21 protein-coding genes are annotated in these 14526 nt (G+C 37.1%); 16 read left to right on the top strand and 5 right to left on the bottom strand.

Going from position 1 to position 14526, the window contains the following annotated elements:
- Positions 1 to 12: 12 nt before the first annotated feature.
- Positions 13 to 300, top strand: coding sequence for an AbrB/MazE/SpoVT family DNA-binding domain-containing protein (locus FBF75_RS19295; RefSeq protein ID WP_073411997.1), 288 nt, complete (start codon positions 13 to 15; stop codon positions 298 to 300).
- A gap of 147 nt (positions 301 to 447) precedes the next feature.
- Here the strand turns inward: FBF75_RS19295 and FBF75_RS19300 are convergent, their stop codons facing one another.
- Together FBF75_RS19300 and FBF75_RS19305 are read right to left on the bottom strand one after the other, a co-directional pair.
- The gene (locus FBF75_RS19300; RefSeq protein ID WP_169476147.1) at positions 448 to 999 is read right to left on the bottom strand and encodes a helix-turn-helix domain-containing protein; all 552 of its coding nucleotides are present in this window, start codon (positions 997 to 999) and stop codon (positions 448 to 450) included.
- A 121-nt stretch (positions 1000 to 1120) separates the two neighbouring features.
- A complete protein-coding gene (locus tag FBF75_RS19305) occupies positions 1121 to 1381 on the bottom strand; it encodes a hypothetical protein (RefSeq protein ID WP_136945095.1) in 261 nt (86 codons plus the stop codon).
- Positions 1382 to 1661: 280 nt separating this feature from the next.
- Between FBF75_RS19305 and FBF75_RS19310 the strand changes: the two genes are divergently transcribed.
- The 7 genes from FBF75_RS19310 (at position 1662) to FBF75_RS19335 (ending at position 4368) form a co-directional block, all read left to right on the top strand.
- The gene (locus FBF75_RS19310) at positions 1662 to 1871 is read left to right on the top strand and encodes a hypothetical protein (protein WP_136945096.1); all 210 of its coding nucleotides are present in this window, start codon (positions 1662 to 1664) and stop codon (positions 1869 to 1871) included.
- Between the two features lie 118 nt (positions 1872 to 1989).
- The gene (locus FBF75_RS19315) at positions 1990 to 2454 is read left to right on the top strand and encodes a JAB domain-containing protein (RefSeq protein WP_136945097.1); all 465 of its coding nucleotides are present in this window, start codon (positions 1990 to 1992) and stop codon (positions 2452 to 2454) included.
- Between the two features lie 46 nt (positions 2455 to 2500).
- Complete coding sequence (locus FBF75_RS19320; protein ID WP_136945098.1) at positions 2501 to 2953, top strand: hypothetical protein; 453 nt, start codon at positions 2501 to 2503, stop codon at positions 2951 to 2953.
- A gap of 107 nt (positions 2954 to 3060) precedes the next feature.
- A complete protein-coding gene (locus FBF75_RS19325; protein ID WP_136945099.1) occupies positions 3061 to 3321 on the top strand; it encodes a hypothetical protein in 261 nt (86 codons plus the stop codon).
- A 12-nt stretch (positions 3322 to 3333) separates the two neighbouring features.
- The gene (locus FBF75_RS19330) at positions 3334 to 3651 is read left to right on the top strand and encodes a hypothetical protein (RefSeq protein WP_136945100.1); all 318 of its coding nucleotides are present in this window, start codon (positions 3334 to 3336) and stop codon (positions 3649 to 3651) included.
- Between the two features lie 60 nt (positions 3652 to 3711).
- Positions 3712 to 3870 (top strand): hypothetical protein, encoded by a 159-nt coding sequence (locus tag FBF75_RS19745; protein ID WP_169476149.1) that lies wholly within the window; start codon positions 3712 to 3714, stop codon positions 3868 to 3870.
- Positions 3871 to 3888: 18 nt separating this feature from the next.
- Positions 3889 to 4368 carry a NucA/NucB deoxyribonuclease domain-containing protein gene (locus FBF75_RS19335; RefSeq protein WP_240692418.1) on the top strand — a complete coding sequence of 160 codons (480 nt, stop codon included), beginning with the start codon at positions 3889 to 3891 and terminating at the stop codon, positions 4366 to 4368.
- Between the two features lie 237 nt (positions 4369 to 4605).
- Here the strand turns inward: FBF75_RS19335 and FBF75_RS19970 are convergent, their stop codons facing one another.
- Entirely contained in the window at positions 4606 to 4728 is a 123-nt protein-coding gene (locus FBF75_RS19970; protein ID WP_260856998.1) for a hypothetical protein, read from the bottom strand.
- A gap of 164 nt (positions 4729 to 4892) precedes the next feature.
- Here FBF75_RS19970 and FBF75_RS19340 point away from each other — a divergent pair, with 164 nt between their 5' ends.
- Complete coding sequence (locus FBF75_RS19340; protein WP_034620732.1) at positions 4893 to 5183, top strand: DUF5839 family protein; 291 nt, start codon at positions 4893 to 4895, stop codon at positions 5181 to 5183.
- Between the two features lie 82 nt (positions 5184 to 5265).
- Here FBF75_RS19340 and FBF75_RS19345 read toward each other — a convergent pair whose 3' ends face one another.
- The gene (locus FBF75_RS19345) at positions 5266 to 6003 is read right to left on the bottom strand and encodes an AAA family ATPase (protein ID WP_136945101.1); all 738 of its coding nucleotides are present in this window, start codon (positions 6001 to 6003) and stop codon (positions 5266 to 5268) included.
- 297 nt (positions 6004 to 6300) lie between these two features.
- Between FBF75_RS19345 and FBF75_RS19350 the strand changes: the two genes are divergently transcribed.
- The 4 genes from FBF75_RS19350 to FBF75_RS19975 all read left to right on the top strand — a co-directional run bounded on the left by FBF75_RS19350 (position 6301) and on the right by FBF75_RS19975 (position 10287).
- Positions 6301 to 7113 carry a YiiX/YebB-like N1pC/P60 family cysteine hydrolase gene (locus FBF75_RS19350; RefSeq protein WP_136945102.1) on the top strand — a complete coding sequence of 271 codons (813 nt, stop codon included), beginning with the start codon at positions 6301 to 6303 and terminating at the stop codon, positions 7111 to 7113.
- Positions 7114 to 7170: 57 nt separating this feature from the next.
- A complete protein-coding gene (locus FBF75_RS19355) occupies positions 7171 to 8286 on the top strand; it encodes a hypothetical protein (protein ID WP_136945103.1) in 1116 nt (371 codons plus the stop codon).
- A 637-nt stretch (positions 8287 to 8923) separates the two neighbouring features.
- Complete coding sequence (locus tag FBF75_RS19750; RefSeq protein WP_169476151.1) at positions 8924 to 10027, top strand: response regulator aspartate phosphatase; 1104 nt, start codon at positions 8924 to 8926, stop codon at positions 10025 to 10027.
- Between the two features lie 125 nt (positions 10028 to 10152).
- Positions 10153 to 10287 carry a hypothetical protein gene (locus FBF75_RS19975; protein ID WP_268454044.1) on the top strand — a complete coding sequence of 45 codons (135 nt, stop codon included), beginning with the start codon at positions 10153 to 10155 and terminating at the stop codon, positions 10285 to 10287.
- Positions 10288 to 10325: 38 nt separating this feature from the next.
- Here FBF75_RS19975 and FBF75_RS19370 read toward each other — a convergent pair whose 3' ends face one another.
- On the bottom strand, positions 10326 to 10532 hold the full coding sequence (locus FBF75_RS19370; RefSeq protein WP_136945104.1) for a hypothetical protein: 207 nt from the start codon (positions 10530 to 10532) through the stop codon (positions 10326 to 10328).
- Positions 10533 to 11319: 787 nt separating this feature from the next.
- Between FBF75_RS19370 and FBF75_RS19980 the strand changes: the two genes are divergently transcribed.
- The 3 genes from FBF75_RS19980 to FBF75_RS20060 all read left to right on the top strand — a co-directional run bounded on the left by FBF75_RS19980 (position 11320) and on the right by FBF75_RS20060 (position 13817).
- A complete protein-coding gene (locus FBF75_RS19980) occupies positions 11320 to 11943 on the top strand; it encodes a CotZ-related putative spore coat protein (protein ID WP_268454086.1) in 624 nt (207 codons plus the stop codon).
- Between the two features lie 69 nt (positions 11944 to 12012).
- Positions 12013 to 12360: a DUF3992 domain-containing protein gene (locus FBF75_RS19380; protein ID WP_136945106.1), complete on the top strand. Its 348-nt coding sequence runs from the start codon at positions 12013 to 12015 to the stop codon at positions 12358 to 12360.
- A gap of 50 nt (positions 12361 to 12410) precedes the next feature.
- Positions 12411 to 13817 (top strand): collagen-like protein, encoded by a 1407-nt coding sequence (locus FBF75_RS20060; RefSeq protein WP_169476153.1) that lies wholly within the window; start codon positions 12411 to 12413, stop codon positions 13815 to 13817.
- The last annotated feature ends 709 nt before the right edge of the window (positions 13818 to 14526 follow it).

Genomic DNA, 14526 nt, shown 5'->3' on the forward strand with positions numbered 1-14526 from the left:
GGAGTAATTGGTTTGAAGAATACAGGACTTGTACGAAAATTAGACCAATTAGGGCGAATTGTTTTGCCGCAGGAGATGCGGAAAAATCTCGGTATTTTTGATAAAGATTTAATGGAGATTTCAAAAGCAGATGACAAGATTATTCTAAAGAAGATCAAGAGGAATAATGTTTGTTTAGTGACTGGAATCATTTCAGATAATAATATGCGTTTGTCTGGGGGCATCGTTTTAAGTAGAACAGGGGCTATAAGGCTGCTTAAAGAATTACAGCAAGCGCTTGATAATGATTCTTCTCAATAAATAAGATGAAAAGAGCCGTATCTATTACTGATATAAACGGCTCTTTTTTATATGTCTTTAAAATTCGTTTAAATGGGGTATATGAGGCTTTTTGGTGCCAATTGGTATAAAACTACCGATAACGAAAAAAAGCCCTCATTCGGGCTTTTAAAGCGTTTTTGTACGATCCTCAACTTGTTCAATCCACTCAACTAAATGGTCGGTTGTGAAACCGAGTTCTTTTAGTTCTTTTGGGAAGGCTTCTGGTGCTTCCAGGTATGATTTCATTTTATTTAAAGCGTCTGGCATTCTACCAAAAGCGTAAATATGCTTAGAGGATGCGCCTTTATCAAGGTTTTTCCGTAAGTAGACATATTGGACACCATTGTGTTTTTGTATGGAGATAAATCCTTGTGGACTAAAAAGCACATTTAAGTCTTTAGATGAGGAATTTTTCCGTTTTCTTTGTCTATGAACGCCTTTTGAGTTGTTGTATGCTGCTAGCTCATCTTTGAGGAAGAGATACCCTTTTTTATCTTTAGCTTTAAATGGTTTGATTATTTCTTGATCAATATACTTGCTAAGAGTGGTTTTTGAAATGCCCAGGTATTCCGTTGCCTCAGTAGAGGTCAAAATTTGATCAGAAAAATAATCTTTAATTTCTTTGATTTTTTGTTCTGTAGAAATACCTTTCTCAATGATTTCATACAAGCCTAACATAAAGCGTTCCTCCATTTTTTGGTCTGATGTATCTAATTTAGCATTATTTGTTGCGCTTATAAAATTTTTAGAGCCTCCCGCTATAAAGGTTTATTTTTTATAGGAGAGGCAGATTGTTTATTTAGTTCGATTTTACACCCAGACCGCACGCTACAAATGCTTTGCCCTCTAATGAAAGGCTCAGCCAATTAATGGTGTCATCGAGTGTATATTCTAGTGTGAAATGTTCAAGAGACTCCCAACCCTGCTTTTGGCATTGTTCTTCAGCCCAATTTGCTTTAACTTCGATCCACCCCATGTCTTCAGTACAAGAAAACGGATCATTAGTTATTTCTGAAGGGTAGCAATGTACAACAACTGTAGAGTTTGGCTTGTAAATCATTATAAAACTCCTCCTCTAAAGAAATGTGTGTGTCACTAACTAGTGATAACTTAATTATACCCATAAGTATTATAAACGTCAATATATGGGTGTAAAATTGTAAATTTCCTTTTGTTTTGTTATATTTGAATTATTCCCCGAAAGGGAATGTGTGTGAAATATGGCGTGCGGAAAACATGCCATATTTTTTATACTCAAATGTTGACGTTTTTAAAACTTAAAGGTATAATACGATTATCATCGAAAGATGATCACACACATTTCTAAGGGAGGAAGTTTCATGAATATTGTCGTAGCAGACCTTTTTACAACTGACAGAAAACACTTGAAGGAAATTGTTTTCCCAAAGGACATTAATGAACCGTTTGATAAGGCTTATCAGATGAGAAAGCACCTTAAAACAGATATTATTGTCCGTTTGATTGATGATCAAGGCGATAAAAATGAAACGTGTTTTCCATATGAGTGGCATAATGAGTTGGATATATAAGCCAAAAAAATTTTAAAAATATTATACCTTTATGTTGACGTTTTTAAAATATAAAGGTATAATAAAATTGTCATCAGATAGATGACCACACACATTCTTAATTGAGGGGAGAATTAACATGGAAAAAGTATTCGAAATCAGATCAATCAAACAGGTGAGAACAAAGGTGTCAGCTCCTTTTACCCAAGTGAAATCACCTTATCATGCGGTCGATATCATCCATCATTTTATTGGTGATGAAGCTAGAGAAATAGCATTAGTCTTGATCCTTGACACAAAATTGAACGTACTCGCTGTTTATAAAGTGACTATCGGTAACATTGGTTCCACCATCTTAGAACCGAGAGAAATCTTTCAAGCTACAATGTTAGCCAATGGCCGATCCGTCATAATCGCCCACAATCATCCGTCTGGAAGTGTAGAACCATCACCAGAGGACATAAAGGCTACAGAAAGGATCGCGCAGGCTGGAAACATACTCGGTATTGATGTACTGGATCATGTGATTGTTGCAGTTGATGATGAGAATAATAAAAAACATCTTTCATTAAGAGAAGCAGGGTATATCAATTTTCAAAGATAATGAGAGGGCTTAAAAGCCCTCTTGACCATATAAGGAGTGATTGGTAATGAATAAGGCTCAAACGTTTATTAAAAGCCATTTTGCGAATTTAGAGAAGTCTCCCAATGAACCCGAACTAAAAAAGGTCTTCCGAAAACTATATGAATTCTTTGGCCGAACAAAAGGGGAAGGGTTTGATTTAAAGCTATTAGACGGCTTAGATGATGCATGGAGAAAAATTGCGCTTCAGTCCATAGAAATTTACTACACAGAAGACTTTTATGGATCGGCAGCAGATAAGCCTGTTTATATCAACATGCACGATGTAGCACGTATCTTACAGCTTGATATTTGCACTTTAAATAAAAGGCTGCGTAAAGGATCGTACAAGATCCCAAAGCCGGATCATTTTGTAAGTGGTGATCCAGTATGGATTAAATCAGAAGTCAGGAAATTTAGGGATGCTAACGGTATATGGACAGGCGCAGGCAGTTTCACGTATCCAAAACTAGAAGAATAAAGGCGCGCAGCTGGCTACCTTTAACAAGGGATAGAAGCGCGTAAGTCATTAAAAAGAATAGATAAAGTCATCACACACATTCCATCAAAATTGGGGAGGAAATTAACATGCAAAAGTTACCTTTAGAGGTGCAGATTAGTCAGACTGTAAAAGCTACAAAGTATGGGGCGATGAGTATTATTGATATTTCTCACTACCTGAAAATATCCGGCGCTGAAGTCATTAAACAGGTCAGAAAATGCCCTGATCTTACAATCGTGGGTAATGCGGTAGTTTCAAAAAAAGAGGGCGGAAATGTTTGGGCTATCGGTGCTGTAGTCGGTATTATGTTTTGTCTAATCCAAGTATTTCCCGCTATGGTAGGATAAGGGGTGGTTATGATGTTAGAGATCACTCAGATTGACGGTAAAACTTACGGTATGATCAAACTTCACTTGGATATACAAAACGAAGAGACGGAAACCGCAGAAGGAATTGGTATCACTCTGAATCCAGGAGTGGAAGCGACAATAGGTATGTATCTTCAAATGATGTATGAAGCTGCACAAAATATGGATCATGCAAAATTTGAAGAGATCAGCAAACATTTAGAAGAATGGATTTTCCTAAAAAGAATAGGTTGCTGCAGCTACCCTCTAACGATTGATAAGAATGGCACGATTAAAGGTTATCGCGGAAGTATTTCACATAAGAAATGAAAAATGCTCCTGCTGTGACAGTCGGCAGGAGCATTGGCCAAAGAATAAGGAGATCAAAAAATGAATGATACAGGCAAAGGAAATGAAAAAGAAAAGGATATAGACCTGGGACACATATTGTTGTTTCTTGTATTTATGATTGCTGTATCTGTGACTACACTTAATTGGCAAAGTATCTATCAATTTATTGATGAAACGCTAATAAGCAAGTTCTTTTAAACAAAGGAGGGTTTAAATATGGCTTGGAAATCACGATTTATTTTGGTTGGTATTTTGATTATTATTGTAGCGTCAGCGTGGAATAGACTCGAAGAATTTAAAGATCAGTTTTGGAGTGACATAAACAATATTTCACAACAGGTAGAGAAAACGCCTTCTAAAAGTGATGGTCAGTATGATGTGAAATTGAAGTTTCCGGCTGATAAGTATCCAGAAACAGCAAGACACATAAAAAATGCTATAAAAAAGGGAGCTTCAGCCGTCTGCACGATTGATAGAGAAGGTGCCGATGAAAATAGAGAAAAGTCACTGAAAAACATACCAACAAAAAGAGGATATGACCGAGATGAGTATCCTATGGCTATGTGTGAAGAAGGCGGCGCAGGAGCCGATATAGAATACATATCTCCATCAGATAATCGAGGTGCGGGATCTTGGGTATCTCATCAACTAAGTGAATACGAAGATGGAACTGCCGTACTGTTTGTTGTTGATTAGGGTTATGAAACTTTGAATCAAGCCAAAGCGTATGTAGAATATGACTGTGCAACAACAGGTAACACAAAGAAAGAGAAATGAGGTGAATCATTTGTTTGTAGAGGTAGTAGTCAATCTGTATGAAATAGGACTACTCATTCTAGGGGTATCCGCTTTAATGTTAATTAAAGCAAATGAGGAACGAAAAAGAAGCAGGGAGAGCTAGCCTGCTTTTTTATTTTGAATATTTTCTATTGCTCATTTGCTTTTTAAAAGTTCTATGATGATATCGTTTTGTTTCTCAATGTTTTTTAATCTCTTTTCGATCGTGGAACTTGAAATACAGATCACAATGAGAATCGCAATGCCCACAAATAACAAATAAAATCCCTCCTAAAGCTCAATTGTGCAATCATTTAATGTCGACTAACATTTGTAACATAGTAACATTAATTAAAATTTATAACTACTTGTGTAATTCTTGTTTGTTTCGCGTGTGAACTTCTATTATCCTTAGAGTAAAAGCGCAGAGGGAGTGTGTGTACATGACCAATGAAAAAAATACAATTACAGCGTTCCATTGTTGGAGAAGGAACGGTGAATTGAAGGTTAAACCAAGGCCTTTCAAGTGGCATATTCCCAAAAGACTAAGAGGACAGATACAACAAGGTGACATTGTCTTGGTTGAATCTCAAGACAAAAAGAAACCCGTCCTAGTAATTGACGTTTCAAGAGAAGAGCTAGAAGAAACGGGGCGCTATTACAAGCGAGTCATCAAGATGCTGGATCGAGTAGATAAAAGGGATGAACAGCCTGCAACATCAGTGCGAGTATAATAGAAATAAACCCCATTCTCATTGTAAGAATGGGGTTTATTTCTTAAAAGGCTGGTAATAATTAAAGCAATAATTGAAAAATTCAATCTTCATTTAACAAATGGTCTAACATAGCTGTACGGTTTTCTAAAAAATATTTGGTAATTTGATAATGCTCAGTCATTTCATAGCGTATTTCCTCTATTTTCTTTCCATCAAAATTTAAAATGGTTGCTTCCGGATATCCTAACAAAATTGGAGAGTGGGTAGCTATTATAAATTGAGAGTTACTCTTTGTAGAAAGGTCATGAATAATCTTCAATAATCCTAACTGCCTTGCTGGAGAAAGTGGAGATTCTGGTTCATCAAGTAAATAAAGAGCACTTTTTCCGTTAAAACGATTATTAAACAAAGATAAAAAGGATTCTCCATGAGACTGCTTATGCAGTGGTGTACCTCCGTAAGGAGCATAAACATCTTCACCGCTTTCTTGATTTAAAGTATCTAAATATGCAGCGAAGTTATAGAAAGATTCAGCTCTTAAAAAGAAACCGTTTGTTAATTTAGGTTGCCAAGATAAACGCAAATAGGAACCTAGTGTAGTTTCATCTATATTATTAGTATACAAATTATTTCTGCCACCACCATTTATATTAAAACCACAACTATCTGCAATAGACTCTAGTAAAGTTGACTTTCCTGATCCGTTTTCACCAACAAAAAATGTTACATTGTTTGTGATTTTGATTTCATCTAAATTTTTTATTACCGGAACACAAAAAGGATATTCATTATAGGACGCCACTTTATCTTTAAGAAAAGTTATTTTTTGTAAAGTTATAATTATTCACCTCTTACTTTTTAATTATGTAATCGTCAATGAAATCACAGTGATTAATGGATATATGTTTAATTTCTCATACATTTCGGTATCAAGACAAGAAAAAGCGTCCTTTATGTTCAAAGGGAGACTATTACGAGTAGTCTCTTTTTTAATGTAAAAATTCACTCAAATTTAACATGTCAATTCATCAGATATTAAAATATCCTTAAAATTCTAGTAATGTTTACATGATCCATATTAACCATTATTATGGTAAATGTGGACCACGCTAAAAAAGGAATTGGAGGTAAAAATATGAAAAAACGAAACGTTATTGTCACATCCTTGTTGTCAGCATCCATTTTATTCACTGGGTTTGGACTGGAGGGGAATGCGCAAGCGAAAGATGTATTCCCTTCTATGAACGATGAAAGAGCCAAAGAAGAAATAGAAGAAATGAAAGCAGAGGGAATGACCTCTAAACAGATTAAAGAGCTTTACGAGATGAGTAAGAAGGAGTATGACTCTGTATCTACGGAAGCAAAAGCAGAAGCTAAATTCGAAGAGTCGCAGAAAGATATCGATCAATATATCAAAGATGGTGTGATTGACGAGTATTTAACTAAGTACAACGAAGAGAAAGGTAAGATGAGCGTCAACGCCAAGAAGAATTTAGGTACTAAGGGCGATGTTTTAGTGAGCTATGACTTGAATTCAGGTAGCTCCGCAATTGGCTTCGGACACGCCGCAATTGTCTCAAGAAAATCAGCTAAGACCGTAGAGGCTTGGCATAAAAATTGGAGTCCTATTAAACAACATGGAGTCAGAAGATATAATAATAATTGGGGTTCTAGAAAGAAGGTTTATGGACTATGGGTGAAGAAGTCTAATAATACCAAATATGTAAATGCAGCTAAATATGCTGAAAAGCAAGCCGACCAAAAGAAGCCATACAATTTGAACTTCTTTGACAAGAAAACTACAAAGAAATTCTATTGTTCTCAATTGGCTTGGAGAGCTTGGAAGAATCAAGGACACGACATTGACAATTTAAAAGTTGATTCGGTTGTGTCGCCAATGGAATTAGTAAACTCTAACAACACGAAGGTCTTTTATCATAAAAAGTAATTAAATGAGCAGTCGGGGATCTCCCCGATTGCTTTGCTATTGAAAGGGGATGATTGAATGAAATACTTTAAGTTACTTTTGTCAGCTTGTGCCATAGCACTTGTTTGTTCAGCATGTTCAAAGAAAGAGGAGGCTGCGGGGGACTCTCCTAAGGGAGAATTGAGCAATATGAAAGATAGTAAATTTGCTATCATACATTCGCAGGCAATGGACAGAGGATGCGAGATGGCCAACTACAACGATGAAGGAAAGAAATTGTCGAGTATAACAATGAAAGACTGCGTGGGATTTACCTCATCTACTCAAAGCAATCATAATATCTACTTTTCATCTAATAGGTCTAATTATCATGTATCTCTAAATAAGAAGACTGGGAAGGTAGAGCCTTTGAATACAAAATCACTTTCAAAGTCTACAGATGATGAGGGGGCATTTTTTATTAACTACTCTAATGGGTATGTTCTACACGACATTAATGTGGGCTTTACAGAGAATGGATTGGTAGGAGAATTAGTATACTGGAATGAAGATGCCAACGATAAAAATCAACTTGAATTAAACGGAGAATTAACAACAGCTATATTTGAAGACAAAAAAATCTATGCCATTCTTAGTAATGATGAAAGTGTCACAGTGTCTTCAATAGACTCTAAAACTCATAAAGAAAAACGAAAAAAGTTAGACGTAGACTCAGTATTCTTTCCTGATAATAATGAATCTTTGAAGTCATTAAATAATGGAGAATTAATTCTTGCCTTAAACGATGGCGTTGACAGTAAGAAAAAATCGATGTTGGTTGTACTCGACAAAAAAACTCTCGATAAGAAAAGAGAAATAGTAATGGATAAGGGATTCACTATCTACAAGACTAATGTAGACAAGGATAAAGTCACGATAGTCTCCTATGAAGGAGAAGTCAAGACATTCAACAGAGAACTTAAAGAGATATCATCTGAAAAAATTCCACTTAATTTTAAATCAGATGACGAACGTTTAGAAGAGGTCAAGATTTTAGACGGCAAGATTTATGCATTGGTGAGAATGTTTGATAGAGATAAGAATGGAGTTATTGGCAGAATTATTGAATATAATATTGAAAGCAAAGACTCTAAAGAGATATCTCTAAAATCTGATAGAGATTGGGAAATGACGAGCTTGGAAGTTGTAAAATAACTGACGAGGAGAGTGGAGTAAATTAACTTACATTATCTTCAACCTATGGCTCTTGTCTTATTCACATTACCATTATTGTATTTGGCTTGGGGGATTATTGGCTATTTAATCTTTAAGAAGATTCGTGTGGTTCTAATTATCACATTTATAACCTCAACCATTTTCATATTTGCCTACACCGGATTCGACATGTCAAATATGTATTGGGTAGGAATTGTGACTTTTTTAAGCATGTGTACGTCCTTAATGGTTAAAATTATACGAGATATGTATATTCGCTACAAAAAAGCATAACAAACAGTCAAAGCTTGTGTTCCCGAACATGAGCTTTATTTTTTTGGTATACCACTGATGTAATCACTTTGTCAGCCATTTCATGTGAGACAGCAGCAGAATGAAAAAGAGGAAAAAGGTTGCTATTACAAGCAAGTCATAAAGATTTTGGATCAAGTAGATAAAACCAGTAAGGAAATCGAAAAAAAGAAAGTAGCACTTTTTGCAGGTGGATTATTTCCTGTTTTAAAGCTCTTTCTCTATGGCGATAAGTAGTATTACTTATTTTTACATAATTTGTTTAAAAAGGTCATTTGATCTGCGATAATGAAAGAAAAGGGTAAAATGATAGGGGGAGGTTTGTTTGGCAGAAAAAGTAGCAAGCCCACTTGTTGCTAAGATGATCGGTGATTGGTACGGACTTATAAAAAAACAAGATATCCTAAAAGCTGAAAAAAAGAGAAACGAGATAGTACAAGCTTTCGAAAATATGGCAGAAGACCAAAATGTCTTATTATATTTTAACTTGATTGATTCCAGATACAAAATGATGGTACAGGAGTTTGAGGGATCAAAAGCTTTATTGAAGCAAATAGACATTGAAGAGAAGCAGAAAACGGATGACATGATTCAGTATTATTATTTCTTCTTCAATGGCATGTATGAGTTCTATAAAAATCGATTTTCAGACGCTATCAACTATTATCATATCGCAGAGACCCGCCTTAGAAATGTTCCTGACGAATTAGAACGTGCTGAATTTAACTATCAGCTTGCGATTGCGTACTACAAAATCGCACAAAATCATTTCTCCATTAACCATGCCAAAAAAGCTTTAGAAAGCTTTAAATCAGCAGATTTACAAGAGAGTCGGGTAGCGATTACTCTAATGGTAATCGCATCAAATAAGATGGATTTAAACCAATTTGAACAAGCTAAATCCACCTTTAAGGATGCTATCAATTTAGCAGCATCTTCTAACCTTGAGTTGCCACAAGCGCTAGGGTATTTCAACATTGGGGTATGTTATGAGCGCCAAGGAATGCTTCAGCAAGCTTTAGACTCTTTCCAGAATGTCTTGTCTATTGAATTAAAAAAACCACATACTACGCTGAATATGAGAACAAAGTACATGTTAGCGCGTGTACTCTTCCAGTTATATAAAACAGCTGAAGGGCTGGATGCATACAATGAATCACTAATATTAGCGAATGAATTAGCTGACAATGCGTATATTGCTAAGTTAAGCATCATACATTCAATTTATGTAATAGGTGATGAAATCCAACTAGATGCAGCTCTGAATGTACTGAAAAATCAAAAACTTTGGAAAGATGCCTCCGAATTGTCAATTATGGCAGCAAGATTTTATAAAAAGCAGGATAATCACAAGCTGGCATCAAAATACTTTGATGAAGGTTTGGAATCACAAGCCAAAAAATTGTCATGGATGGAGGAAATTGAATGAAGCAACTGAAAGTAATAATCTTGAGCCTTGCCTTATTAATGGGTACCACAACTACTGTACAGATAAATTCCTCGAATGATTTTCAAACCGCAGAAGACGGATACTTTGGGTAGAAGATAGTAAACATGCCTTGGAATACGATTATCGGTGCTGGTATTTTTGTTGTGATACCTGTAGCCATCATCACAGCAATAGTGTACTTTATTAAACGCAAAAAAGGATGCCCAAAGCATCCAGGTAAATGGATGAAAAATGAATAAAGAAAAAGCCCTGTCCGTAGGGCTTTTTTTGTTTGTCTTTATTCAGTTCGATGCCTCATTTTATGGACCGTTCTAAAAGATGCTTCAACACCAATGAAGACGACAAAGAATATAACAACCCAACTGAACAGGTCGGCCCAAACATTAGACATGTTGATAACCCCGAAGTTACTTAATCCCGATTGAATCACAAACGAGATTAAAGCAGTGATAAACACAGTTGAAAACCAATTTGTTTTCTTCAAGATTCACACCTCCTTAGAGGAATTTACAAACATACTTAGTAGTCTTGTTTTCATTTTTGTATCGTTTACAAAATTCGTGGCCACCCATATCTAAGAGCTTTTTACCTAGCCATGCTAGACCTGCGCCAGCCAATACTTTGGCCGCCCATATCACTAATGGCGCAACCATAGTTGTCACTTCGCCTTTTTGTTTTGCAGCTAGTTGATCTTGGTACATCTTTTCAGAATCGCTACCGCCCAATGACTCTAAATGATTTTTGATCTCTACCGCGATATCCTTTGGAGATCCAGCATTGATAACTTTAGATTCGTCAAAGAAAAAAGTTTTATCTACTTCATTGTATGCAGCACCTTATCTCATTCAAGTTCATTTCTTGATATAAGGTTTTTAACCGCCTTACGGATTGCTGGCTCATCAAGCTCTTGGTCTTACCCCTGTCAAGTAGACAAATATAAATAGCTTAAGCTGCCAGTGTGTGACGGTATTCTACCGGAGCACACTGGTTTAATTTTTAATCTTCTATGCTCTTATGAAGCTCTTCTTCAGTTTGATAAGAAGAAAAGTAAGTGTTTTCTGTTTTGAGATGAGAACAGGCATTATCCAGGCAATTCCCCCTTCGGGAATGACTCCCCGTCAATATAAATTGTTAATTTTCCCTATTAGGGCATTCGCACAAAATATTCAGTTCCACATAGAATAAATAGCGACTAAACCTGTGATTTTGCATTTATGCTTTGAAATGGAATGATTGAAGTGAAAAACCTTATGTTAAACAGACTAAAAGACATGCAACATGAAATATCTGGAGATATAATTTGTCCACCTTTCTGTTTCATTACTGGGGATGGTAAGCCCTTTTATTCTTGGGTTTTCACTGGTAATAAAGTATTTGAGACATGCTTTTTCTCTTTGATTTCATTAAATGAGGAGAATAATTGTGTGTTATTGGAGTTACTAGTACCTTGCTTCAAGAATTTTCATCTATGTCAAAAGGGATTATATCGTTCAAACTCGTGTGTTTTGGTAGATGTTTCATTGTTTTGTGGAATTAGTGAGGTTGAACTGCCTGTTTTTGATCATTTCATTTTGGAACACATAGAGAAGTATCCTGTTTTTTGTTGGTTTTCAACTTCCTCCTGTTCTCTTGAATTATGGAGAAATGGAACAAGGAGTATGAATACAGCTACTGTCGTTTTGCACCATCAAGATGAGCAAGACTCCCCGATATCAATCAATATTCAAACGAAGAAGTCATTGCATACATTATGTGTGAAAAAGGGAGAAAGTAGAGCGATTACTGTGAAAGATGTCAATTCTATTATGAAAAATGATTCAAAACATAAGGTTCATGCTTTACTAGAGCTACAGTTGAATCTGATACAAAGAGAGAAAATAAGTTTTCGAATCTAGTCGTTAGTATAATCTAAGTAGGTAACGAGAACATAGACATATTTAGAAATGAATAAGAGGAGGATTAAGATGGCGATTTTAGGTGGATGTAGTAACGAGCAAACGGGCTTTGTAAACGATGCAGTATGTTTTACGATTGATTTAGGGGATACTGGAGGTGTAGCTACACCAGTTTGGGAAGATGGAACTTCTTTTGTTATAAATGGAACAATAATGGTAGAAAACAACGGGATTGAAGGAGTAGGTCCCACAGCTTCTCTTACAGTTAATGGAACAGCAGTAGCGGGATTTACAGTAGCACCAGGAGAAAGTAGATCAATCACTTTGAATGATATCAACTCAATAGGTATTGTTGGGGCAGGGGCAACAGGAACTTCAAATGTAACCGTTTCTTTTTCATTAAATTATCAATATTAATCAGTTTGTATCTTTGATTCCACAAACTTTTGCTGAAAGTAGTGACAGAAATGTGCGCCCAACTTAATATGTGTGGATGTAATAAAGGTCCAACAGGCGTAACGGGTTCAACAGGACCAACAGGTCCAACAGGATCAACGGGTTCAACAGGTGGAACAGGTTCAACAGGACCAACAGGTCCGACAGGCGTAACGGGTTCAACAGGATTAACGGGTTCAACAGGATTAACGGGTTCAACAGGACCAACAGGTCCGACAGGATTAACGGGTCCAACAGGGCCAACAGGTCCGACAGGATTAACGGGTCCAACAGGTCCGACAGGATTAACGGGTCCAACAGGGCCAACAGGTCCGACAGGATTAACGGGTCCAACAGGATTAACGGGTTCAACAGGACCAACAGGTCCGACAGGATCAACGGGTCCAACAGGATTAACGGGTTCAACAGGATTAACGGGTTCAACAGGATTAACGGGTTCAACAGGTCCGACAGGATTAACGGGTCCAACAGGATCAACGGGTCCAACAGGATTAACGGGTTCAACAGGACCAACAGGTCCGACAGGATTAACGGGTCCGACAGGATTAACGGGTCCAACAGGATTAACGGGTCCAACAGGTCCGACAGGATTAACGGGTCCAACAGGATTAACGGGTTCAACAGGATTAACGGGGCCAACAGGTCCAACAGGATTAACGGGTTCAACAGGATTAACGGGTTCAACAGGATTAACGGGTTCAACAGGACCAACAGGTCCGACAGGATTAACGGGTTCAACAGGATTAACGGGTTCAACAGGATTAACGGGTCCAACAGGATTAACGGGTCCAACAGGGCCAACAGGTCCGACAGGATTAACGGGTTCAACAGGATTAACGGGTCCAACAGGATTAACGGGTCCAACAGGGCCAACAGGTCCGACAGGATTAACGGGTCCAATAGGATTAACGGGTCCAACAGGGCCAACAGGTCCGACAGGATTAACGGGTCCAACAGGGCCAACAGGTCCGACAGGATTAACGGGTTCAACAGGACCAACAGGTTCAAGTTTAACTACTAATTCTATGTATGCCTCTAATACGTCAGGGAGTACTGTGCTTGTCGTATTAGGTGGAACGGCTGTTTCTTTGCCAAATAATCAGAGCTTAGATGGATTTACTGTGAGTGGGGGGAATACGGTCTTTACTGTACCTGTATCAGGTCGTTATTTTATCACTTATCAAGTGAATACAAATGCGGCTCTGCTTGCCGGCACAAGGGTTATTAATAATGGCATACCAATTCCGGGGTCAATTCTTTCTCCAGCTTTATCAATTGCCAACTACAATGTTTCACTCATTACCACCTTATCAGCTGGAAACCAAATCTCGCTTCAAATCTTTGGGTTGTTAGCGACTGTTGTGTTATTAGGTGGGGGATCGGTTGGTGCATCATTATGTATCATTCGATTAGAGTAGTACGTTACGTTATAATTAACATATCAATAAAAGTATGACCAAAAAAGGGCCCTGGGATAAGGTTGGAGATATTTTCTCTCCAGCCTTATTTACCTTCCGAATGGATCTACATTTACCTTCTAGTACAACAACAGACAAACAAAAAAGCACGACTTCACTCACTTACTTTTCGTAAGTTTACATAATGACCCTTCGGGGAAGTCATTTTTTTAGCCGATCCTCATATTCGGGCAAATTCCGTCTTCAGGAGTGATTTCGGGTTTGGGAAATAATCAAAAAATCGGCCTTCATTAAGAAAAGGCCGATCTCTGTTTTTCTCCATATAGCTCCATATTTCATATCTAATCAGTGATTGAACTAATTTAAGCTTCGTTATATGATTTTCTGTTGCTTGTCTTATGTTTGCCAACTATTATCAAGGACTGTCGTCCATTTTTGCAAAAAAGAAACAGCTGCATGAGCAAAAAGTGATCAAGGACTGTCGTCCATTTTTGCAAAAAATAAATGGCCGCATGAGCAAAAAGTGATCAAGGACTGTCGTCCATTTTTGCAAAAAATAAATGGCCGCATGAGCAAAAAGTGATCAAGGACTGTCGTCCATTTTTGCAAAAAAGAAACAGCTGCATGAGCAAAAAGTGATCAAGGACTGTCGTCCATTTTTGCAAAAAATAAATGGCCGCATGAGCAAAAAGTGATCAAGGACTGTCGT

This window comes from Bacillus sp. S2(2019) (assembly GCF_005144805.1).
Lineage (GTDB): Bacteria > Bacillota > Bacilli > Bacillales > Bacillaceae > Bacillus > Bacillus altitudinis.

Bases quoted from the DNA above. Each gene is read 5' to 3' on its own strand.
- FBF75_RS19980 (WP_268454086.1), top strand. From the start codon at position 11,320: ATGCAACATGAAATATCTGGAGATATAATTTGTCCACCTTTCTGTTTC.
- FBF75_RS19325 (WP_136945099.1), top strand. From the start codon at position 3,061: ATGCAAAAGTTACCTTTAGAGGTGCAGATTAGTCAGACTGTAAAAGCT.
- FBF75_RS19300 (WP_169476147.1), bottom strand. From the start codon at position 999: ATGTTAGGCTTGTATGAAATCATTGAGAAAGGTATTTCTACAGAACAA.
- FBF75_RS19320 (WP_136945098.1), top strand. From the start codon at position 2,501: ATGAATAAGGCTCAAACGTTTATTAAAAGCCATTTTGCGAATTTAGAG.
- FBF75_RS19340 (WP_034620732.1), top strand. From the start codon at position 4,893: ATGACCAATGAAAAAAATACAATTACAGCGTTCCATTGTTGGAGAAGG.
- FBF75_RS19355 (WP_136945103.1), top strand. From the start codon at position 7,171: ATGAAATACTTTAAGTTACTTTTGTCAGCTTGTGCCATAGCACTTGTT.
- FBF75_RS19315 (WP_136945097.1), top strand. From the start codon at position 1,990: ATGGAAAAAGTATTCGAAATCAGATCAATCAAACAGGTGAGAACAAAG.
- FBF75_RS19350 (WP_136945102.1), top strand. From the start codon at position 6,301: ATGAAAAAACGAAACGTTATTGTCACATCCTTGTTGTCAGCATCCATT.
- FBF75_RS19975 (WP_268454044.1), top strand. From the start codon at position 10,153: ATGCCTTGGAATACGATTATCGGTGCTGGTATTTTTGTTGTGATACCT.
- FBF75_RS19335 (WP_240692418.1), top strand. From the start codon at position 3,889: ATGGCTTGGAAATCACGATTTATTTTGGTTGGTATTTTGATTATTATT.
- FBF75_RS19305 (WP_136945095.1), bottom strand. From the start codon at position 1,381: ATGATTTACAAGCCAAACTCTACAGTTGTTGTACATTGCTACCCTTCA.
- FBF75_RS20060 (WP_169476153.1), top strand. From the start codon at position 12,411: ATGTGCGCCCAACTTAATATGTGTGGATGTAATAAAGGTCCAACAGGC.
- FBF75_RS19745 (WP_169476149.1), top strand. From the start codon at position 3,712: ATGAATGATACAGGCAAAGGAAATGAAAAAGAAAAGGATATAGACCTG.
- FBF75_RS19380 (WP_136945106.1), top strand. From the start codon at position 12,013: ATGGCGATTTTAGGTGGATGTAGTAACGAGCAAACGGGCTTTGTAAAC.
- FBF75_RS19330 (WP_136945100.1), top strand. From the start codon at position 3,334: ATGTTAGAGATCACTCAGATTGACGGTAAAACTTACGGTATGATCAAA.
- FBF75_RS19310 (WP_136945096.1), top strand. From the start codon at position 1,662: ATGAATATTGTCGTAGCAGACCTTTTTACAACTGACAGAAAACACTTG.